Source organism: Actinophytocola gossypii, from assembly GCF_025165815.1.
Classification (GTDB): Bacteria; Actinomycetota; Actinomycetes; order Mycobacteriales; family Pseudonocardiaceae; genus Actinophytocola; species Actinophytocola gossypii.
Genome location: NZ_JAFFZE010000009.1, coordinates 21,040 through 41,081 on the forward strand (window position 1 = coordinate 21,040; position 20,042 = coordinate 41,081).

General features: G+C 72.7%; 21 protein-coding genes. 8 read left to right on the forward strand and 13 right to left on the reverse strand.

Features of this window, described 5'->3' with window-relative positions; all coding sequences use genetic code 11:
• Window positions 1–9: 9 nt before the first annotated feature.
• Together JT362_RS08320 and JT362_RS08325 are read left to right on the forward strand one after the other, a co-directional pair.
• Window positions 10–918, forward strand: a complete 909-nt coding sequence (locus JT362_RS08320) for a dihydrodipicolinate synthase family protein (protein ID WP_260190479.1) — start codon at window positions 10–12, stop codon at window positions 916–918.
• Between the two features lie 2 nt (window positions 919–920).
• The gene (locus tag JT362_RS08325) at window positions 921–1,832 is read left to right on the forward strand and encodes a Gfo/Idh/MocA family protein (protein WP_260190480.1); all 912 of its coding nucleotides are present in this window, start codon (window positions 921–923) and stop codon (window positions 1,830–1,832) included.
• Between the two features lie 91 nt (window positions 1,833–1,923).
• Here JT362_RS08325 and JT362_RS08330 read toward each other — a convergent pair whose 3' ends face one another.
• From JT362_RS08330 to JT362_RS08370, 9 genes are read right to left on the reverse strand one after another with little or no spacing between them, the layout of a single operon-like run.
• Window positions 1,924–3,027: a beta-ketoacyl synthase N-terminal-like domain-containing protein gene (locus JT362_RS08330; protein ID WP_260190481.1), complete on the reverse strand. Its 1,104-nt coding sequence runs from the start codon at window positions 3,025–3,027 to the stop codon at window positions 1,924–1,926.
• Window positions 3,024–4,712: a polyketide synthase gene (locus JT362_RS08335; RefSeq protein ID WP_260190482.1), complete on the reverse strand. Its 1,689-nt coding sequence runs from the start codon at window positions 4,710–4,712 to the stop codon at window positions 3,024–3,026. The genes JT362_RS08330 and JT362_RS08335 overlap by 4 nt, the downstream gene beginning before the upstream one ends.
• Entirely contained in the window at window positions 4,709–5,476 is a 768-nt protein-coding gene (locus JT362_RS08340) for a polyketide synthase (protein WP_260190483.1), read from the reverse strand. The genes JT362_RS08335 and JT362_RS08340 overlap by 4 nt, the downstream gene beginning before the upstream one ends.
• Window positions 5,473–6,162, reverse strand: a complete 690-nt coding sequence (locus JT362_RS08345) for an enoyl-CoA hydratase/isomerase family protein (RefSeq protein WP_260190484.1) — start codon at window positions 6,160–6,162, stop codon at window positions 5,473–5,475. Before JT362_RS08345 ends, JT362_RS08340 begins: the two co-directional genes overlap by 4 nt.
• Complete coding sequence (locus JT362_RS08350; protein ID WP_260190485.1) at window positions 6,153–7,313, reverse strand: hydroxymethylglutaryl-CoA synthase family protein; 1,161 nt, start codon at window positions 7,311–7,313, stop codon at window positions 6,153–6,155. Before JT362_RS08350 ends, JT362_RS08345 begins: the two co-directional genes overlap by 10 nt.
• 2 nt (window positions 7,314–7,315) lie before the next feature.
• The gene (locus JT362_RS08355) at window positions 7,316–7,576 is read right to left on the reverse strand and encodes a phosphopantetheine-binding protein (RefSeq protein WP_260190486.1); all 261 of its coding nucleotides are present in this window, start codon (window positions 7,574–7,576) and stop codon (window positions 7,316–7,318) included.
• On the reverse strand, window positions 7,573–7,803 hold the full coding sequence (locus tag JT362_RS08360) for an acyl carrier protein (protein WP_260190487.1): 231 nt from the start codon (window positions 7,801–7,803) through the stop codon (window positions 7,573–7,575). Before JT362_RS08360 ends, JT362_RS08355 begins: the two co-directional genes overlap by 4 nt.
• Window positions 7,800–8,828, reverse strand: a complete 1,029-nt coding sequence (locus JT362_RS08365) for a 3-oxoacyl-ACP synthase III family protein (RefSeq protein ID WP_260190488.1) — start codon at window positions 8,826–8,828, stop codon at window positions 7,800–7,802. The genes JT362_RS08360 and JT362_RS08365 overlap by 4 nt, the downstream gene beginning before the upstream one ends.
• Complete coding sequence (locus tag JT362_RS08370; RefSeq protein ID WP_260190489.1) at window positions 8,825–10,549, reverse strand: thiamine pyrophosphate-binding protein; 1,725 nt, start codon at window positions 10,547–10,549, stop codon at window positions 8,825–8,827. The genes JT362_RS08365 and JT362_RS08370 overlap by 4 nt, the downstream gene beginning before the upstream one ends.
• Before the next feature lie 172 nt (window positions 10,550–10,721).
• Between JT362_RS08370 and JT362_RS08375 the strand changes: the two genes are divergently transcribed.
• Entirely contained in the window at window positions 10,722–11,999 is a 1,278-nt protein-coding gene (locus JT362_RS08375) for a cytochrome P450 (RefSeq protein WP_260190490.1), read from the forward strand.
• A 19-nt stretch (window positions 12,000–12,018) separates the two neighbouring features.
• On the opposite strand, the gene JT362_RS08380 is transcribed toward JT362_RS08375, so the two are convergent.
• Window positions 12,019–13,233 carry a cytochrome P450 gene (locus tag JT362_RS08380; protein WP_260190491.1) on the reverse strand — a complete coding sequence of 405 codons (1,215 nt, stop codon included), beginning with the start codon at window positions 13,231–13,233 and terminating at the stop codon, window positions 12,019–12,021.
• A gap of 184 nt (window positions 13,234–13,417) precedes the next feature.
• Here JT362_RS08380 and JT362_RS08385 point away from each other — a divergent pair, with 184 nt between their 5' ends.
• The gene (locus tag JT362_RS08385) at window positions 13,418–13,927 is read left to right on the forward strand and encodes a cupin domain-containing protein (RefSeq protein ID WP_260190492.1); all 510 of its coding nucleotides are present in this window, start codon (window positions 13,418–13,420) and stop codon (window positions 13,925–13,927) included.
• 2 nt (window positions 13,928–13,929) lie between these two features.
• Here the strand turns inward: JT362_RS08385 and JT362_RS08390 are convergent, their stop codons facing one another.
• On the reverse strand, window positions 13,930–14,532 hold the full coding sequence (locus tag JT362_RS08390) for an SRPBCC family protein (RefSeq protein WP_260190493.1): 603 nt from the start codon (window positions 14,530–14,532) through the stop codon (window positions 13,930–13,932).
• A gap of 161 nt (window positions 14,533–14,693) precedes the next feature.
• Here JT362_RS08390 and JT362_RS08395 point away from each other — a divergent pair, with 161 nt between their 5' ends.
• The gene (locus JT362_RS08395) at window positions 14,694–15,506 is read left to right on the forward strand and encodes a UbiA family prenyltransferase (RefSeq protein WP_260190494.1); all 813 of its coding nucleotides are present in this window, start codon (window positions 14,694–14,696) and stop codon (window positions 15,504–15,506) included.
• On the opposite strand, the gene JT362_RS08400 is transcribed toward JT362_RS08395, so the two are convergent.
• Window positions 15,456–16,319, reverse strand: a complete 864-nt coding sequence (locus tag JT362_RS08400; RefSeq protein WP_260190495.1) for an SDR family NAD(P)-dependent oxidoreductase — start codon at window positions 16,317–16,319, stop codon at window positions 15,456–15,458. The genes JT362_RS08395 and JT362_RS08400 overlap by 51 nt on opposite strands.
• 57 nt (window positions 16,320–16,376) lie before the next feature.
• Here JT362_RS08400 and JT362_RS08405 point away from each other — a divergent pair, with 57 nt between their 5' ends.
• Genes JT362_RS08405 through JT362_RS08415 form a run of 3 tightly spaced genes read left to right on the forward strand, consistent with a single transcriptional unit; the run spans window position 16,377 to window position 19,305 of the window.
• Window positions 16,377–17,099, forward strand: coding sequence for a class I SAM-dependent methyltransferase (locus tag JT362_RS08405; RefSeq protein WP_260190496.1), 723 nt, complete (start codon window positions 16,377–16,379; stop codon window positions 17,097–17,099).
• On the forward strand, window positions 17,096–18,256 hold the full coding sequence (locus JT362_RS08410; protein ID WP_260190497.1) for an acyl-CoA dehydrogenase family protein: 1,161 nt from the start codon (window positions 17,096–17,098) through the stop codon (window positions 18,254–18,256). Before JT362_RS08405 ends, JT362_RS08410 begins: the two co-directional genes overlap by 4 nt.
• On the forward strand, window positions 18,253–19,305 hold the full coding sequence (locus JT362_RS08415; protein WP_260190498.1) for a type III polyketide synthase: 1,053 nt from the start codon (window positions 18,253–18,255) through the stop codon (window positions 19,303–19,305). The genes JT362_RS08410 and JT362_RS08415 overlap by 4 nt, the downstream gene beginning before the upstream one ends.
• Here the strand turns inward: JT362_RS08415 and JT362_RS08420 are convergent.
• Entirely contained in the window at window positions 19,278–20,024 is a 747-nt protein-coding gene (locus tag JT362_RS08420) for a copper homeostasis protein CutC (protein ID WP_260190499.1), read from the reverse strand. The genes JT362_RS08415 and JT362_RS08420 overlap by 28 nt on opposite strands.
• Window positions 20,025–20,042: the final 18 nt, after the last annotated feature.

Genomic DNA, 20,042 nt, shown 5'->3' on the forward strand with positions numbered 1-20,042 from the left:
GTTGAGGCGATGCAGCCCGACCAGCGGGTCGCCGAGCTGGCCGGCCGGCTTCGTGGTCGGCTGGTGGCCGCCGCCGCGACCCCGACGGACGGCGGCGGCCGCGTCGACGCCGCCGTCGTCGACGCGTACCTCGCCGGCCTGGTGGCCGACGGCGCCGGCGGCCTGGCGGTGTGCGCGCACACCGGACGCGGCCCGTACCTCGACCCCACCACCCGGGATCTCCTCGTGCGCCGGGCGCGGTCGCTCGACGTGCCCGTGGTCGTGGGCGTCGGCGGCCCGGGCGACACCCCCGCCGCGACCCTGGCGGCCGCCGAGCTCGCGGCCGCCGGTGGCGCGGACGCGCTGCTGGTGTTCCCGTCACCGGACCCGCTCGACCGGCACGACGCCCTGTGGCGGGCCACCGGGTTGCCGCTCGTCGCCTTCGACCTCTACACCGCGCCCTACCAGGACACCGACCTGCACGCGCTCCTCGCCCACCCCGGGGTCGCCGGGGTGAAGACCGCCCGGCTGCACGACGCGATCGCCTGCCAGGCCGCGCTGGCCGCGGCCCGGGACGCGGGCCGGCTCGCCATCACCGGCGAGGACCGGATGTTCGGGCCGTCGCTCATGTGGGGCGCCGACGCCGCCCTGGTCGGGATCGCCGCCGCGGCGGTGCCGCTGACCGCCGGTGTGCTGGACGCCCACGTCGCCGGCCGGTTCGACGAGTTCGTGGTCGCCTCCCGCCGGCTGGACGCGCTCGCGTCGGTCACGTTCCGCCCGCCCTACGACGGCTACGTGCAACGGATGCTCTGGATCGCCGCCGCCGAGCAGCGGATCCCGCCGGACCACGCCGGCGACGCGCACGGCCCGGACCTGGACCCGGCCGAGCGGTCCGACGTGCTCACTACCTGGCGGACGCTCGCCGAAACTAGGGTGTGACCATGCGGATCGCGCTCGCCGGACTGGCCACCAGCCATCCGTTCACCGACGCCGGCACCCTCGCCGGGCACGCCGAGCTGGTCGCCTGGGAGGACGACCCGGAGCGGCGGGCCAGGTTCCAGGCCGAGCACCCGACGGCGCGGTTCACCCGGGACCTCACCGAGCTGCTCGCCACCGAGCCGGACGGGGTCGTGCTCACGGTGCCGACACCGGGCCTGGCCGACGCCCTGGCCCTGGTCCTCGCCGCCGATCTGCCGTGTCTGGTCAACAAGCCGGCCGCGGCCACCCCGGAGCAGCTCCGGCGGATCGACGGCGTCGCCGCGGTCGCACCCCACCGGGTGATGTCGACGTCGGTGCTGCGGTTCGCGCCCGCGTTCCGGGACTGGTCGGTCGACCGGGACGACGTGCTCGCCGTTCGCGCCACCGTCCGGCACGACGTGAGCCTGTGGGCGTCCGGCTACAACCCCTGGCAGGACGACCCGGCGGCGGGCGGCGGCACCCTGGTCACCATGGGGATCCACGGGCTCGAGCTGCTGGTGTCGCTGCTCGGCCCGGAGGTGCGGCTCGCCGGCGTCACCACCGCGCTGCGCCAGCACACCGGCCTGCGGTCCGAGGACACCGCCGTGCTCGCCCTGAGCTGGGACGACGGCGTCCCCGGCACCGTGGAGGTGATCGGCGCGACCGACGTCGAGTCCTACACCGTCGCCGTGCACACCCGCGCCGGCGTGGCCACGACCGTGATCGAGCCGGGACCGGACCCGGTCGAGGGGCTGGGCTACCGAGCCACCATCGAGGCGTTCCTCGACCTGGTGCGCACCGGGACGAGCCCGGTCCCGTGGACCCAGACCCGCGCGATCCTGGACGTGCTCACCGCCGCGCGCGACAGCACCGCCCCGTTGGCGCATCGTCGGTGACGTCGGGGGCGTCGAGGCGCCGCGGCAGAGGGCCGACGGTCACGTCCTGACGTGCGTGGGCTGCCCGCCGTCCATGCCCGGAGTTCCATGGTCACCTCGTGTCCGGAGCGCACAACACCAGCGCGGCATTGATCCCGCTGAAGGCCACGCTGTTGGACACCGCGACCCGCGGTCCGGTCGCCGTGCTCGTGCGGCCGGCCAGTCGGGGTGCGTTGGGCAGGGGGGTGACCAGGTTCGGGTTCGGGTGCACGAAGCCGTCGCGTAGTTGGACGATCGTGGCGATCAGCTCGGTGAGTCCGGCCGCGCCGAGGCCGTGTCCGACCAGGCCCTTGGTGGAGTTGACCAGCGGGCCGGTGCCGAAGACGTCGACAAGTGCGGTCGCCTCCGCGGCGTCCCCGGCGACCGAGCCGGTACCGTGAGCGTTCACGTAGTCCACAGCGGACGGACGGATGCCGGCGTCGGCCAGTGCGCGGCGCATCGCCTCGGCCTGGCCGGAAGGGTCCGGCGCGGTGCCACGCCTGCCGTCCAGCCGCTGGCCGTACCCGCTCAGCCAGGCCAGCGCCTGTCCCCGACGCCGCAGCACCACCGACGCGGCCGCCTGGACGTAGCAGAAGCCGTCGCGGGCCTCGTCGAACGGCCGGCAGACGCCCTCGGTCATGGCACCGCTGGACAGCAGCGCCCGCCGTTCCGCACCGGACAGCTCGTTCGCCGGCGCCACCACCACGCAGGTGTCCACCTCGCCGGACCGGATCAGGCGTGCGCCGGCGATCACCGCGAGCGTTCCGCTGGCCGACGCGCCGCCCACCGTGCACCCCTCACCGCGGATCCCGGTCGCCTCACTGACCACGCCGAGCACGTCCGTGTCCAGGTAGGCCATCGCGTGCGACGGTCGGACGCTGCCCGGGCGCTCGTTGAACCGTTGCCAGACTCCGGCGTGGTAGTCGAGGGCGAGGTTGTTGCCGGCGACCACCAGCGCGGCCGACTCCAGCTCCGCCGCGGTGAGCCCCGCGGCGCGCATCGCCGCTACGGCCACGGCCGCACCGCTGCGTGCCGGCAGCGCGGATCGTCCCGGCGCGGTGACGGTGAACCCCGGATCCGCCACGACACCGGCGGCGAGCGCGTCGGCGAACGCCGGCACGGTGTCGGCCAGCGCGTTGCGCACGGCCATGCCGGTGACCGCGACCGGTGTGCTCACCCCGCCCGCCGGCGCGCGGTCTCCGGCGCGAATCCCAGGTGCGTCCGCCGGAAGACCGTGCCCGGCAGCGACAGCCGCACCGCTGGCGGCGTGATCCAACAGGCCGCCCAGTCGAGCTCGCCGCCGTTCACCCACGTCCGGTAGGCCGGCCCCGGCTCCGGCAGGGCCCGCAGCCCGGTACGCAGCTCCGCCAGCGAGCTCGCCTCGACGACCGCCCGTGCCGGCAGCTGCTCCCGCCCTGCCTGCATGGTCCACGCCACCGAGTTGAGGTCGCAGCCCGGTGGCGGATCGGCCAGGAAGTCCGCCAGCTCAGCGGCGCGCGCACCCAGCGAGGCCTCGTCGGCCGCGGACAGCGGCACGGCGACCCGCCCGGCTCGCCACCGCCCGGCCGAGGCCCGCCGGGCCGGAGACTCCTCCACCACCAAGTGCCCGTTGGACCCGCCGATACCGAACGAGCTCACCCCGACCCGCCTCGGGGCACTGCCGGCCGGCCAGTCGATGACGCTGCCCGGCGGGGCGGACGGGTCGTGTCGCACGGCGAGGTCGGCTCCCACCGAGAGAATGCCGGCGGCGGTGGGGATCTGGCCGTGCCGCAGTACCAGCACAGCCTTGACGAGACTCGCGACAGCGGCGGCGCTCTCCAGATGCCCGATGACAGCCTTGACGGACCCGACCCACGTTCTCCCGTCCGGTCCCGCCCTGCCTCGTGCCCCGGGCGGGAGCGTGGCTAGCAGTCTGCGGATACCGTCCACCTCGACCGCGTCGGCACTGGTGCCCGGTGCGTGCGCCTCGACGTAACCGATGTCCGAAGCAGACAGACCGGCCTGCCGGAGCGCGCGCTGGACCAGCCCCACCTGGGAGTCGGCGTCCGGTCTGATCAGCCCCCCACGCCGACCGTCGTGATTGGTGGCCGCGCCGCGGATCACCGCGGCGACCGGGTCCCCGTCGGCAAGCGCGTCATCGAGCCGTTTCAGCACCAGGCTCACCACGCCCTCCCCCCGGACATAGCCGTCGGCGCCGTCGGTGAACGGCCGACACGACCCGGACGGCGACAGCGCACCGGCGTGCGCCAGCGTGGCCGGCATGACCCCGGACAGGCACAGGTTGGCGGAGCCGACCAGGGCGACGTCGAGATCCCCTGCGCGCAGGCTGGCGACCGCCATGGTCAATGCGGAGAGTCCGCTGGAGCAGCCGGTGTCCACCGTGTAGCTGGGGCCGCGGAAGTCGTAGTGGTAGGAGAGCCGGTTGGACAGGTAGGTCGGCAGCGCTCCGATGGCCGTGTAGCGGTCGAGCACCCCTTCGCTGATCATCCGGTCGCGAAAGTCGTTGGTGGCGGACCCCACGAAGACACCCACGTCGAGGCCACGCAAGCTGCCCGGTGCGATCGCCGCGGACTCCATGGCCCGCCAGCTGGTCTCCAGCAGCAGGCGCTGCTGCGGATCCATCCACACCGCCATGCGCCGGCCGATGCCGAAGAACTTCGCGTCGAAGCAGCTGATGTCGTCGAGCAGGGCTGCGGTCAGGCCGGCCGGCCCGACCTGCCCGGCCGGGTAACCCACGAGGCGATCCGCCGGCACCTGCCGGGTCTTCGGCGCGCCCACGGTCAGCGTCCGCCAGAACTCGTCGGCCGTGTCGCTGCCGGGTAGCCGAAAGTCCATACCCACGATGGCGACAGGAGTGCTCATGGCCTCAGCTCCTCGGCTCGCCCGTAGCGATCACCGACCAGTGCGAGCCGGTCGGCCGCGGCCCACGAACGCTCGTGCGGGCCGGTCTCCACTTCGATGGCCGCGTCACCAGCGGCCAGCACCTGACCGGCGAGCTGCGCCTTCATCAGCTCCAGGGCACGACGGGGCGCCCGGGCGATTCGCTCCGCCTCGGCCAGTGCCACCGCGACCACGTCGTCGTGCGGGACGATCCGTACCGGCGCGCCTCGGTCGCGCAGCTCCGCGCCGCGGTACGCCCGCGCCGTCAACAGGAGCTCGGTGCCCAGGGTGGAGCCCAGCCGGGCAGGCAGCAGCCAGGTCGTGCCGTAGGCCGGTGCCAGGCCGAAGTTGAGAAAGTTCGCCGCGTACATCGAACGCTCGCTGAGGATCGGGATGTCGGCGTACAAACCCTGGGACAGCCCACCGCCGACGGCGTGCCCGCGCATGGCCGCCACCACCGGCAGCGGACAGTGCACGAACGCCCGGACGAACGGCTCGACGTCGACCGGGTCCGCCGCGGCCAGGTACTCGCGGCTGGCGCCGCAGGAGAACCTGTCCGGCAACCCGGTGACCACCACCGCGTGCACCGTCGGGTCGGTCGCGACCACGGCCAGCACGTCTTCCAGCCCGGCGCTCAGTGCCGGGGAGATGGTGTTGCCACTCGCCTCGTCCGCCATGGTCACCAGTGCGACCCGCCCGGTCCGCAGCAGCCGAACCGGACCGAACGCTCGCGTCGCGGTCGTCATGCTCGTATCCCCCGCAACGACTCGATTCGGTCGAGCACTACGTCGTCCTCGACGGCGGCGCGCAGCAGCCCGTAGCTCTGGTCGAGGTACCCCGCCGGCACGTGCGTCAACGCCCGGCGGCACGCCTTCAGGTCGGCCACCGAGTTCCTCGGCATCCGCCGCAGGGCGCGCGCCAGCCCGCCGACCGACTCGTCGGGGTCCGCGCGGACCTCGTCGGCCAGCCCGAGCCGGTGCGCCCCGGCCGCGTCCAGGCTGGTGGCCAGCAGCGCCGACCGGAACATGGCGTGGTGACCGATCCGTGCGGCGACGAACGGCCAGATCAGCGCCGGGACCAGGCCGACGAGCACCTCGGTCAGCCGGAAGCTGGCACCCGCGCCGGCGACGACCAGGTCACAGGCGGCCGCCAGGCCGACCCCGCCGCCGTACGCCGCGCCGTCCACCACCGCCACGGTGACCAGGCGGCTGTCCCGCAGCGCCGACAGCAACTCCCACAGCCGCGCGTGATCCCGCGGCGTCCAGTCGGTCACCGCGTCCAGCGCCGCCCCGGAACAGAACACCGGCCGGTCCGCGCGCAGCACCAGCGCGCGGCTCGACGACCGCTCCGCCGCGCGCACCTCGGCGAGCAGAGCGGCCACCGTTCGGGACGACAGGTCGACCGGCGCGACGGTCCGCGCGATCACAGCCATGCGTACTCCCGCTGGTAGCCGGAGATCCCGGTGAGCACCGCACGGCCCGGCCACTCGGTGCGCACCTCGACCGGCACGTCCCGCGCACCCTGCCCGAGCAACCGCGTCCGGTCGAGGAACCGGTCGTACTCGGGCACGGACAGCCGTGTCCTGGCCGACAGGTCCGGCAGCACGGCCGTGGCGCCCGCCGGCACGACGCAGCGGATGAACTCCGCCGCGCTGCCCGAGCCGTAGCTGAACACGCCCAGCACCTGGTCCCGTGTCGAGGGACGGTGCCCGATCGCACTCAGCATCGCCAGCAGGGTGGTGGCGGAGTAGATGTTCCCCGCCGTCGCCGGCAACCGGGTCGACGGCTCGACCCTTGCCCGGTAGTCCTCGGCGATCGCGTCCGGCCGCAGGTCCGACAGCTTGCGCAGCAACGTGCGGTGCGCACCCCGAACCATGCCGGGAAACGGCGTGTGCATCGCCAGCATGTCGAAACCGGTCACGATGTCCGTGCCGGGCACCCGGTCGCAGTGGTCGGCGAAGGCGCCGAGTAGACTGTCCAGGTAGGACACCAGGGACAGATCGGTATCGACCACCTCGACGTCCGGTCCTGGCCGGAGGAAGTCGGCCAGCTCGTAGCCGTAGCAACCGGAGTCACCCAGCGACAGCTCGACGACGCCTGGCTGGTCGCCGACCAGCACGGCCACCGCACCGCAGCCCTGGCCCGCCTCGATGTACTCGCCACGGGTCACCGCAGGCACGTCGGCGGCGACCACCAGCGCCTTGCTGCCTGGCTCGACCGACACCAACCCGGCGGCGGCCTGCAACGCGGCGATCCCGCCGTAGCAGGCCTGCTTCACCTCGAACAGCCGGCACTGCCGGGGGAGGCCGAGCAACTGGTGTACGTGGGTGCTGACCGACTTGGACATGTCCACGCCCGACTCCGTGGCCACCACCAGAGTTCGGATGTCGTCGCGGGCCAGGGGCCGGGCGGCGGTGGCCGCGAGCGACACCACGTCCTCGTCCGGAAGCACCACGCCCTTGCCGACCAGTCCGAGACCGGCCAGCCGGGTGTGATCCAGCCCGCGAGCGGTGAACAACTCCTCGGCGGGCAACCACGCCGAGCCGCAGTAGGCGTTGACGGCCTCGATTCCGATCCTGGCCATGGTCACCACGCCCGGGTCGCCGTGGCCAGGACCTCGGCCAGCTCCGCGAGGGTGTGCGCGCCGTCGAGAACGTCGACGCTCGGCGACAGTCCGGCGTCGTCCAGCGAGCCGACCAGGACATCCAGTCGTTCCAGCGAGGACAGGCCCAGGTCGGCCAGCGTGCTCTCGGCGACCACCTGGTCCGGCGGGACGGCGTCGGGGACACCGTCGAGCACGGCCAGCACGTTCGCGCGGAGCAGCTCCAGGGCTTCCTCCGCGGTCACGACGACGCCCCGAGGCGGTCGAGGAGAGCACGTGGGGTGCCGAGGTCGTAGAGCTCGGCGATGGTGGCCGTGTATCCCACCGACGCCTTCAACTGTGCCACGTACTCCACGGCGAGGATGGAGTCCAGCCCGAGCTCGGGAAAGTTGCTGTCCAGGTCGACGCGTTCGGGCTCGACGTAGAGCACCTCCGCGAGCAACCGGATCGCCTCGGTACCACGGCTGGTCATTCTGACTCTCCTCCCTGGACGTTTTCGCGCCAGCGGACGGCGGCCGCGGCGGTCAACTCACCGGCGCCAGCGAAGCCGCCGAACACGACCAGTGAGCCGTCGGGCACCAGGCCGGCCCGTACCGCGTGGTCGAAGGTGATCGGCATACCGGCGCCGAAGAGATTTCCGTAGCTGTCGAACGTGTCCGGATGCCGGGCCGGGTCCACGCCGAGCTCTCTGGACCAGTTCCGCAGCAGCAACCGGTTGGGCTGGTTGGTCACCAGCACGTCGATGTCCTTCGTGGCAAGGCTGAGCCGGTCGCACACCGCTCGGATCACGTCCGGCACCAGGACGGTGCCGCGTTCGATGATGTTCTGCGCCTTGCGGTTGTCGAAGTGGACGTCCAGTTCGGCGGTGCCTGGTTCCCAGTACAGCCGGCCGTCGGCCAGGACGATGTCGACGTCCGCCGCGTACTCGGGATGGTGACGCACTTCGGTGTCCAGGATCGTGGCGCCACCTGTCGCCCCGACCAGCGCCACTGCCGCGCCGTCGCCGATCACCGAGGCGTGTGCCGACGTGCGGACGCCGGGCTGGGTGAAGATCCGCCCGGAGTTCTGGGTCAGGCACAGCAGCGCGCGGCCCGTGCTGGCGCCGGACAGCAGGTTCCTCGCCAGGCTGAGCATGTAGGGGAACACCGCGCAGTGCCCGTTGTGCAGATCGATGATCGACTCCGGTCGGAGGCCGAGCCGACGCGCGATCTCCGCGCCAGCACCCAGGAACGGCACGTCCGGCAGCGCGGTGTGGGTGATGAGGACTTCGACGTCGTCGAGCACGGTCGGTCCGTGCCGCGCGGTCAGCGCTCCCACGGCCAGCTCGATGAGATCGGGCGCGGTCTGCGTGCGGTCGGCGTAGCGCCGCGAACGCGGCGCGCGGAACATGGGGTTGCGCACCAGCGGGTCGTCCGGCCGGGCGTACCGCTCGAAGTACTCGCGGCCGACCTCGGTGGGCGGAAGATAGCTCGCGACGTCGATCAGCCCTGCCGTCATGATGCCTCCCGTACCGCTTCGTGCCGCAGAAAAGGCAGAAACGGCGGAATCTCGTCGGTGTCCAGCTCGACGCACACCAGTGTCGGCCCGCCACGACTCTCGGCATCGAGCAGGAAGTCCCGGCACGCGTCGAGACCGGTGCGTGCCCGGACCGTGTGCACGGCGAGGGAGGGGAACATGGCGTCGACGCCGGCACCGATACTGGTCGGGGTGAACCGGTTGTGGCTCGGCACGCCGGGGTAGTAGAGATCCTCGCGGGTCACGCACATGGCGTGCGCGTTGTTGTTGAACACCACGAAGGTGACCGGCAGGTGGTATTCCACCGCGGTGTGCACCTCCATGCCGTGCATGAAGAACGAACCGTCGCCGGCCAGCACGTAGGTGCGCTTGCCGGTGGCGAACGCCGCGCCGAGGCCGGCCCCGAAACTGAATCCCATGCCGCCCATGCCCATGGCCAGTACCTGACGACCCCGTCGAGGGGTTGGCAGGAAGTGCACGACGGCCGCGCCGGCGTTGCCGGCGTCGCTGACCACGTTGGCATCAACGGGCAGCACGGCCGAAATGACCTCCAGGACTTCCCGGCAGCCGAGTTGGTCACCGCTCCGTTCGGGCAGCGGCAGATGGTCGACCTCGGCCCGTTGGCGTTCGGTCGTCCCACGCGCGACCTCGCTCGGGGCGGCGGTGTCGCGTCCGCCGAGCATCGTGGTGGTCGCCAGCAGGTTCGCCCGCAGGTCCCCGTCGACCAGCAGGGCGCGCTCGTCGTGCACGTAGGGAGGCTGGTCGTGAAAGGCGACCAGCTCGCGGGTGGCGAGCAGATCCTCCAGGCCGAGCCGCGACCCGTGCGGGAGCCGCGTGCCGGCCAGCACGCACGAGGTCGCGGCGAGCAGCGCCCGCCGTACCGAAGGATGCCCCATGGTTCCGGCGACCCCGAGGAACCGGTGGCTGTGATTGTCGAAGGCGTCCTTCGCGTCGGCCTCGACGGCCACTCCGGCGTCCAGCGCCTCGGCGAGCGCGGCCAGCTCGGCACGCGCGTTCGCCCGGATCACACCGGATCCCGCGATGATCACCACCCGGCCGGTGCGCAACCGCCAGCGCAGCGTGCCGGAAACCCCGGCCGTGCGGCTCGTCACCGCCGGTTCGTCCCAGTCGGGTGTGGACAGCGTAGCCTGCTGGATGTCCTTGGGCAGCAACAGGACCGCTGGCCCGGCCGGTGAGCCGACGGCAGCCGCCAGCGCCGCGGGCAGCAGGTGGGCCACGTCCTCGGGCTTGCCCACCCGCTCACAGAACCGGGACACCGGGGAGAACACCGCGCGGCAGTCGATCGACCCGGACACTCCACTCTGGTCCTGGAAGGCACCGCGGCCCTCCAGCGCGGTGGGGGGCTGCCCGACCAGGGCGAGCACCGGAACCTCCGACGCGTACGCCTCGCCGAGGGCGGCCACCAGGTTCAGCGCGCCGCCGCCGGACGTGGCCGTCACGACCGCGATCCGGTTGCCGGTGCGGTGATATCCGTCGGCCATCGTGCCAGCGGCGAACTCGTGTTTGGCAATCACCGCGGAAATGGGAAGGCCGGACCCGCTCGCCGCGTCGTAGAGATCCTCGATATTCGCTCCGTGCACGCCGAACATGTGCCGAACACCGGCGGCCCGGACGAGATAACTCACCATGTGGTCGACCGTTCGCAGCGGCGCGCGGCGCGTCCGCGAAGTATTGAGATCCATGGCCCACCCAGTCCGTCTCGACGCGGTGACCGACCAACGCCCTGTGGCGTACTACTCGTACGATAAGAGGCGCGGATCGGAACCCGCTCGAGGGCTCGTCGACCTCACTGCCGATATCCCGCCCGACACCCCGATGATTCATGGGTGTTCGGGAGATCTGAGTGGAGGCGGCATGAGTGATCCAGAAGCCGATGTGACCGTGAGCCGATGCCCGGTGAGCGGAATTGCCGGGAACTTCGACCCGTTCGGGGCCGAGTACCAGACCGATCCGCCTGGAATGCTCCGAGCCGCGCGCCACCACCAACCCGTGTTTTACAGCGAGGATCTCGACTACTGGGTCGTGACGCGCTATCGCGACATCAAGGCGACGTTTCGGGACAGCAGCAGGTTCTCCGCGTCGATCGCGCTCGATCCCATCACGCCGCTACGTCAGCCGGTGGTCGAGCTGCTGAGAAGCTACCGGTTCGCACCAGGCCCAGTGCTGACCAACGAGGACGACCCCGTGCACCGGGCGCGACGCAAGGCGCTGGCGGAACCGTTGCTGTCCCGGTCCGTCGCGAAGCTGGAGAACCGGATTCGCGCGCTGGTGTCCGACTACCTCGACGACATCGTGCCCCGCGGCGCCGCGGACCTGGTCGACGATCTGCTCTGGGACGTGCCGGCGATCGTCGGCCTGCTGGTGGTCGGAGTGCCGGACGAGGACATCGACCGGGCGCGCAACTACAGCATCAAGCTCGGCATGTTCACCTGGGGGCGGCCAACGCTCGAGCACCAGTTGGAGATCGCCGACCAGGTCGGCCAGTGGTGGACGCTGGCCGGCGAGCTGGTGGAGCGGCTCAAACGCACCGGTGGGACGGGCTGGGTGCCGCACGCCATCGACGTCCAGCGCACCCGCCCGGAACTGGTCACCGACAACCATCTGCAGAACATGCTGATGAGCGGTCTGGTGGCGGCGCACGAGACGACCACCAACGCGGCCGGCAACGCGCTGCGCTACCTGCTCGAACATCGGGAGGCCTGGGCCGAGCTGTGCGGTGACTCGACGCTGATTCCGAACGCCGTGGAGGAGTGCCTACGGTTCTCCTCGTCCGTGCAGTGCTGGCGGCGTAGGGCACTGGTGGACGTGCCGGTCGGCGGCACGGTGATTCCGGCGGGCGGCAAGGTGCTGCTGATGATCGGCTCCGGAAACCACGACGACGACGTGTTTCCCCAGCCGGACACGCTGGACATCCGACGCGCCAACGCCACCGAGCACCTGGCCTTCGGTGCCGGCAACCACGTGTGCATGGGAGCGCCGCTGGCCCGGCTGGAGTTGCGAATCATCCTGGAGGAGCTGACCAGGCGGCTGCCGGGGATGCGCCTGGTACCGGGGCAGAACTACGACTACCGCCGCAACGCGTCGTTCCACGGACCGCAGCACCTGCTGGTCGAGTGGGACACCCCGTCCTGATCGGTGTCGGCCGCCGGTCCTACACGAGGACCGGCACGGCCTGCGCGCCACGCAGGTTGACCCGGCCGTTCCAGGTGATCTCGCCGTCCTGGGCCAGCCCGGGAAAGCGCTGGGTCAGGCGTTCGATGGCGATCCGGCCCTCCAGTCTGGCCAGCGCGGCGCCGAGGCAGTGATGCCGGCCGGCACCGAAGGACACGTGGGCTCTGGCCTCCGGCCGGGCGATCCGCAGCCGATCCGCGTCGGGCCCGAACCGTCCGGGATCCCGGTTCGCCGCGCCGAGGCAGGGGATCACCAGGACACCCGGTGGGATCGCCCTGTCCCGCACCCGGCACGGACTGGTCGTGATCCGGCGGCTCTGCTGCACGGGGGTGTCGTAGCGCAGGATCTCCTCGACGGCGTTGCCGGCCAGCTCCGGCCGGTCGCGCAGGGCGGCGAGCTGATCCGGGTGCCGCAGTAGCGCCACGACACCGTTGCCGATCAGGTTGACCGTGGTCTCGTGGCCGGAGACGTACAACAGGACGACCTGGGCGACCACCTCGTCCTCGGTCAGCGTGTGCCCGTCGACCTCGGCCTCGATCAGCGCGGAGAGCAGGTCGTCGCCCGGATGCGCCCGCTTCCAGCGAATGAGGTCACGCACGATCCCGGTCAGCTCCCGGTCCGCGGCGACGATGGCGCGAATGCGCTCCGGTGAGGTGGCGAACTCCAGCCTGCCCACCAGGATGCCGGACAGCTCGCGCACCCGGACGTGGTCGGCCTCCGGCAACCCGAGCATCGTGGAGATCACCGCGAACGGCACCGGGAAGGCCAGCGTCTCGATCAGGTCGGCCCGCCGTCGTTCCGCCATGGTGTCCAAGGAGGAGTCCACGAGTTCGGTGATGGCCGGTTCCAGTGCGGCGATCGCTCGTGGAGTGAACACTTTGGACACCAGACCGCGGAGCCGGGTGTGGTCGGGTGGGTCCCGGTCCACCAGGGCGAGGTTCAGTGGCGTGCCGACGTTCTCGCCGAGCAGTTCGTCCTGCTGCCGGAAGATCAGTCCGTCGGCGAGGTTGTGGTAGTCGACGGACAACCCGGACCGCAGCAACGCGGCCACGTCGTCATACGCGGTGAGCAGCCAGAACCCCAGCGGATGCTGGTGCACCGGATCCAGCTCGCGAACCCTGGCATAGTGCGGATAGGGGTCGTCGGTGAACCCCGGCGCGAACGGGTCGTAGAGCATCTGCTGCTGATCAGTCATGCGACCTCACTCCTAGGTCCCGCCCGTGGCCCGTCCTCGCCGGCGAGAGTCGCCATCAGGATGCCGTGCAGTCGGTCGAGCCCCGCTCGACGCCGCGGCCCGACGTGCCCCGTTTCAACGCGCTCTCGAGCGCCGTGAGACACGATCGACGCCTGAACAGCACATGACACCGCGAGGAGAAACCGTGACCGGTCGAGAGAACCTGATCCACGTGCCAGCCGACGACGGTGACGGGGTGTGGATCGGCGGCACCCTGCACACGGTCAAGGCGGGGACCGCCACCACGTCGGGGTCGCTCAGCTTCCTCCAGCTGACCGTTTCCCCCGGCGACGGTCCACCACCGCACATCCACACCGGCGAGGACGAGACGCTGTACATCCTGTCCGGGGAGTTCGAGTTCTTCTCAGCTGGCCGCACCTTCGCCGCCACGGCCGGAGACCTCGTCCATGTGCCCCGCGGCACCCTGCACGGCGTGCGCAACGTCGGTGAGTCAACGGCTCGTGCGTTGACCATCTACACGCCCGGCGGTATGGACCGCTACTTCACCGCAGTGGGGACGCCGGAAGGACTTCCGGGGGCCGGCCCCGCCCCGCTGTCGCCGGAGCAGCTGCGCGCGGCGGTGGAGCAGGCGCCGGCCCACGGGCTGATCATCCCGCCGCCGCCGGACGGAGGACCTCCGCCACCGCCGCGCTGAGGTCAGCCACGTGCCTGCCGCTGGCTGTCGACGATCGAAATGCCGTTGGCGTGCCGGTACTCCAGGATCGCCTTGAGGTTGTCCAGCTCGATCTTGTGGCCGGGGTAGAACAGGTGCCAGAAGTCCCCGACCCAGAGACGGTCCTTGCTGGGTGCCAGCTCGGGGCGCGGGTTGACGTCGTAGTGCGGGTGGTGACAGTTGGTCCACAGCAGCACCGAGCCCTGCGTACCGAGCACCGTCCGCGCCGGCACCACCCGGTACAGGTACACCATCCACAGCTCGTCGCCCTGGTCCCACGCGCAGTGGTAGTCGACGGTGAGCGCGTCCCGGTTGGCCACCACCTTGGCGTACAGCCGAGTGTCCGGGACGATGCGATCCCAGCCGACCCACAGCCCGTCGTCGTCGACCGGCTCCAGTTCCCTGGCGCTGACCGTGAACTCCTCCAGGCTGCGGATGTCCGCCAGGTAGTCGAACACGACTTGCGGCGGGCAGTCGATGTAGGCGTGCAGCGTGCAGAAGTCGTGGTAGATTTCTTTGCTGGAGTAGCTTTCCTTGGCTTCGCGTTCAGCGATCCGGAAGACTTCCGGCGCCGGCGTGTTCTCCACTCTGACAATCCCTGGAATTTCGGCCAGTTCCGCTTCGGAAACCCGCATCTCGCTATTCCTCTCCGCTTTCGTTGCCTCACGATGCGGTCCGGGCCTCGAAGAGCGAGCCACGATCGGTGGACGATCGGCGGTCGCGCGGGTTGGGCAGCACACTGGCGGACATGCCGGGAACCGTGGGCTCGTTCGGTGCGTGGGTGGCGGCCAGCCATCCGTTGCCCGGGTTGGTGGTGACGGTGGTGGCCGCCGGGCTCGCGGTGACGGCGGGGCATTCGCCGGGCGGCGTCGCCGGGGTGACCGTGGCCGTGTTCGCCGGGCAGTTGTCCGTGGGGTGGCTCAACGACGTCGTCGACGCCGACCGGGACGCCGTGGTGGGGCGGACGGACAAGCCGGTGGCGGCGGGGCGGGTCGGCCGCCGCGCGGTCGGGCGGGGAGTGGTGGTCGCCGCGGTGCTGGCGGTGGGGCTGTCCCTGCTGTCCGGCGTGCCAGCGACCGCGGCGCACGTGGGCGCGTTGCTGTCGGCCTGGGCGTACGACCTGGGGGTCAAGGCGACGGCCTGGTCGATCGTCCCCTACGCGGTGTCGTTCGGGCTGTTGCCGGCGTTCGCGACCATCGGGGCCACCGGGCACTGGCCGCCGTGGTGGATCACGGTCGGGGCCGCGGTGCTCGGCAGTGCCGCGCACGTCGCGAACGTCCTGCCGGACATCGACGACGACACCGCGACCGGGGTCGTGGGACTGCCGCACCGGATCGGCGCCACGGCCAGCCGGTTCCTCGCGGCCGCGCTGGTGCTGGCCGCGTCCGTGGTGCTGGTGGCCGGACCGCCCGGGGCGGCCTCCGCGCTCGGGATCGCCGCCCTGGTCGTCGCCTGTCTGGTCGTCGGCGGGGGACTGGTGGCGCGGCGGCGGGCCGCGTTCCACGCGGTACTAGTCGTCGCGGTCCTCGACGTGGTGCTGCTGCTCGCCACGGGCGCGTGAGACCAGCTCGGACTGGTAGCGCCGGGTCCAGCGGGCCACCAGGGGTGCCACCGGCGCGAGCGCGAGGTCGAGGACGACGCTGAACGGCGGTACCGCGGCCAGCCGCGCGGGTCCGAGCCAGCGCGGCACGGCGACGGTCCGGTGGCCGTGCCCGGTCAGGCACCGGTACACCTCGTCGGCGACCTGGTCCGGGCCCGCGCCGAACGAACGGCCGCGCCTGCCCTCCTCGGCGGTCGGACGCAGGCCGCCGGCGCGCAGCAGCCACTCGGTACGCACCGGGCCCGGCTCGACGGTGTGGATCCGGACTCCGTGCGGCACCTCCCGCCGCAGGCCGTGCACGAGCCCGTCGACCGCCGCCTTGGTGGCCGAGTACATCGCCAGCGGCGGCACCGGCACCACCCCGGCGAGCGAGGAGATCATCACCACGTCGCCGCGCCGGTCCGCGAGGTGGGGGAGGGCCCGCCGGGTCAGGTCCGCGACCGCGACCACGTTCAGGTCGACCATGGCCTGTACGGCCTCGGTGTCCAGCTGGGTGAACAGCCCGACCCGGCCCTGGCCGGCGTTGTTGACCAGCGCGTCGAGCCTGCCGTACCGCTCGACCACGTGGTCGACCAGCTCGCCGCGCTGCCGGGGATCGGTGAGGTCGCACGGCACGGCGTGGACGCCGGCCGCGCGCAACCGGGTCTCGTCCCTGGCGCACGTGACGACCGTCGCGCCCTCGGCCAGCAGCCTCGTGACGACGGCGGCTCCGATCCCGGCGGTGCCGCCGGTCACCAGGACCACCCGGTCGCGGACGGTTCGTTTCGTGAACATGCCGGTGGGCATACCCGCCGGGCGCGTACTCACCCCACTTTCGGGTACACGCCGCGCGTGCCAACGACCCGGTTCCGGCCCAACGACGTCGCGCTCTACGACGCGAACGTCGAGCAGTGGTGGCGGCGGAGGGGCGTGTTCGCGATGCTGCACTGGCTCGCCGCGGCCCGCGCCGAGCTGGTCCCGCCCGCCCCGCGACCGGGCGCGGTGCTGCTCGACCTGGGCTGTGGCGCCGGGCTGCTCGCGCCGCACGTCGCCGACAAGGGCTACCGGCACGTCGGCGTCGACCTCTCGCCCGAGACGGTCCGGCTGGCCGGCGCGCACGGCGTGCACGCGGTCCGCGGCGACGTGCTGTCGATCCCGGCGGCCGACGAGTCGGCGGACGTGGTGGTCGCCGGCGAGATCCTGGAGCACGTGCCGGACCTGCCGCGTGCCGTCGCGGAGGCGTGCCGGGTGCTGCGGCCCGGCGGGTCGCTGGTGCTGGACACGCTCGCCGCCACCGCGGTCTGCCGGTGGCTGGCGATCGGCGTCGCCGAACGGGTGCCCGGCCTGGCCCCGCGCGGCGTGCACGACCCGGCGCTGCTGGTGGACCGGTCGCTGCTCGTGCGGGAGTGCGGGCGGCACGGTGTGGGGTTGGCTCTGCGGGGTATCCGCCCGTCGGCGACCGGGCTGATCGCCTGGCTCCTCCGCCGGGCGGACACGGTCGCGATGGTGCCGACCCGGTCGACCGCCGTGCTGTTCCAGGGGTACGGCACCAAGACCGGCACGAGGGAAGGATGACGGTGTCCGCGATCCCCCGAGCCCGGTCGGTGGCCGAGCGCATGTCCGCACGGGCCCAGGCCTACGACGCGTCCGGCGAGTTCCCCTCGGCCGACTTCGACGACCTGCGCGACGCCGGGCTCCTCGGCCTGATGGTGCCCCGCCGGCTCGGCGGGCTCGGGGCGTCCTTCGCCGAGTACGCCGACGTCGCGGTCGAACTGGGCGCCGGAGCAGGGGCGACCGCGCTGATCTTCAACATGCACGCGTCGGTGACCGGGGCGCTGGCGCACACCCCGGACGACCTGGTGCGCGCGTTCGGCGCGCCGGACAGCTTCTTCGAGTCCCGCGACCGGGTGCTGCGGGCCGCCGCCGACGGCTCGCTGTACGCGGTCGCGATGAGCGAGCGCGGCGTCGGCTCGCGGCTGTCCAAGGTCGCCACCGCCTACGAGCGCACCGCCGCCGGCTTCCGGATCACCGGCAGCAAGACGTTCGTCTCCGGCGCCGGGCACGCCGACGCCTACCTGGTCGCCGCCAGGGACCACACCGCCGACGAGCCGCGCGTCTCCTACTTCCTGGTCCCGGCGGGCGACGGCGTGCGGGTCGAGCCGACCTGGGACGCGCTCGGCATGCGCGCCACCGGCAGCCACGACCTGCACCTGGACACCGAGGTCGGCCGGGACGCGCTGGTCGGCGGGATCGAGGGCGCCGCGCTGCTGCTCGCCCAGGTCATGCCGCAGTGGCTGGTCGCCTCCTACGCGGCGGTCTATGTCGGTGTCGCCCGCGCCGTGCTCGACCACGGGGCGAAGCACCTGCGCGAGCGCGGCCTGCACACCCTGCCCGCGGTACGCGCCAGGATGGGCCGGGCCGACACCCGGGTCGCGGCCGCGGCGCTGGTCGTCGCCGAGGCGGCACGGCGGGTCGCCGAGGACCCGGGCGGCCAGGAGACCAACCGCTGGGTGTGGCGGGCCAAGCTGGCCGCGGGCGACACCGCGGCGGAGGTCGCCTCGAGCGTGCTGGAGGCGGCGGGCGCCTCGGCCACCCGTCGAGGCCATCCGCTGGAACGGCTCTACCGCGACGCCCGCTGCGGTGCCCTGCAACCGGCCACCTCCGACGTGTGCGCGGACTGGCTGGGTGCCCGCGCGGTCGGCGACGACCCGGACGAGGCACCCCGGTGGTGAGCCAGGGCGTGACCGCGGTGCTCACCGGCATCGGCACCGCGCTCCCACCGGTCACCGACCAGCGGGCGTTGTGGGACGGGTACTTCCGCGACCACTTCGCCGGTGGCCGCGCCGCGGAACGGATCTTCACCGGTGCCGGGGTGGTCCGCCGGCATGCCGTGGTCAGCCCGCTGGACCAGGACCTGTCCGGGTGGTCCACCCAGGAGCGGATGGAGCTGTACGACCGGTACGCGCCGCCGCTGGGGCACCGCGCGGTGACCGGCGCCCTCGCCGCCGCCGGCCTCGACCCCGCCGACGTCGGCCAGCTCGTCGTCGCCTCCTGCACCGGTTACGCGGCGCCGGGCCTGGACGTGCGGCTGGCCGCGTCGCTCGACCTGGCCGCCGACACCCAGCGCCTGCTCGTCGGGCACATGGGCTGCTACGCCGCGCTGCCCGCCCTGGCCGGCGCGGGCGACTTCGTGACGGCCAGGGGGAGGCCCTCGGTGCTGCTGTGCCTCGAGCTGACCTCGCTGCACCTGCAACCACCCACCCCGGACGTCCAGCAGGTCGTGTCGCACGCGTTGTTCAGCGACGCCGCCGTCGCCGTCGTCCTGCGACCGGGTGGCGGACCGGGGCTCGAACTGGTCGACACCACCGCGGTCACCGATCCCACCACCGCCGACCACATGACGTGGGCGGTGACCGACCGCGGGTTCCGGATGACCCTGTCCCCGCGCGTCCCCGACGTGCTCGCCAAGCACGTCCACGCCACCGTCGAGAACCTGTTGGTCCGGCACGGCCTCACCACGCGTGACGTACGCGGCTGGGCCGTGCACCCCGGCGGCCCGCGCATCCTCGACACCGTGCGGGACGTGCTCGACCTGCCGGCCGAGGTGCTGCGGCACTCCCGGCACGTGCTGCGCGAACACGGCAACTGCTCCTCGGCGACGGTCCTGCTCGTGCTCGACGACCTGCTCACCACCGGCGGGCTCCGCGCCGGTGACCCGGTGCTCGCCATGGCCTTCGGTCCGGGCCTGACCCTCTACACCGCGCTGTTACGGGTGACCTGACACAGCTCGGCCGCCTCGTCCTCGTCGGTGTCGAACCGGTCGGACCCCGCGGGCGCCCCGACACCGGCGAACGACACCGCACCGGCACCCGCCGCGCCGGCCGGCCGGCGCGGGGCCGCGTGCAGGTCGCGTACGCCGGTCGCGTCGAGGACCCGCCGGGCGTTGCCGGCTCGCACCCCGCCGCAGGCCATCACCGCCACCCGCCCGTCCGCCCGCTCGACCAGCTCCCGGACCAGCCCCAGCCCGTCGAGCACCGACCGCCGCCGACCCGACGTCAGCACCCGGGCGAAGCCGAGCGCGGCCACGTCCTCCAGCGCCCGCACCGAGTCCTCGGCGACGTCGATCGCCCGGTGGAACGTGACCGGCAGCCCGCCGGCCGCCGCGACCAGGCCGGCGCACTCCCGGTCGACCCGCCCGGCGTTGTCCAGCGCCCCCACCACGACCCCCGCCGCCCCGCACTCCCCGGCCAGGACGACGTCCCGCCGCATCACCGCCAGCTCCTCCGGCGCGTAGTGGAACCCACCCGGCCTCGGCCGGACCAGCACGTGCACCTCGACCCGGTCCCCGGCCAGCGCCACGGCCCGCTCGATCAGGCCCGCGCTCGGCGTCAGCCCGCCCTCGGCCGCCGCGGCGCACAGCTCCACCCGGTCCGCTCCGGCCCGCACGGCCGCGAGCACCCCGGCGATCGAGTCCACACTGATCTCCACCCGCACCGTCATGCCGCCAGCATGGACACC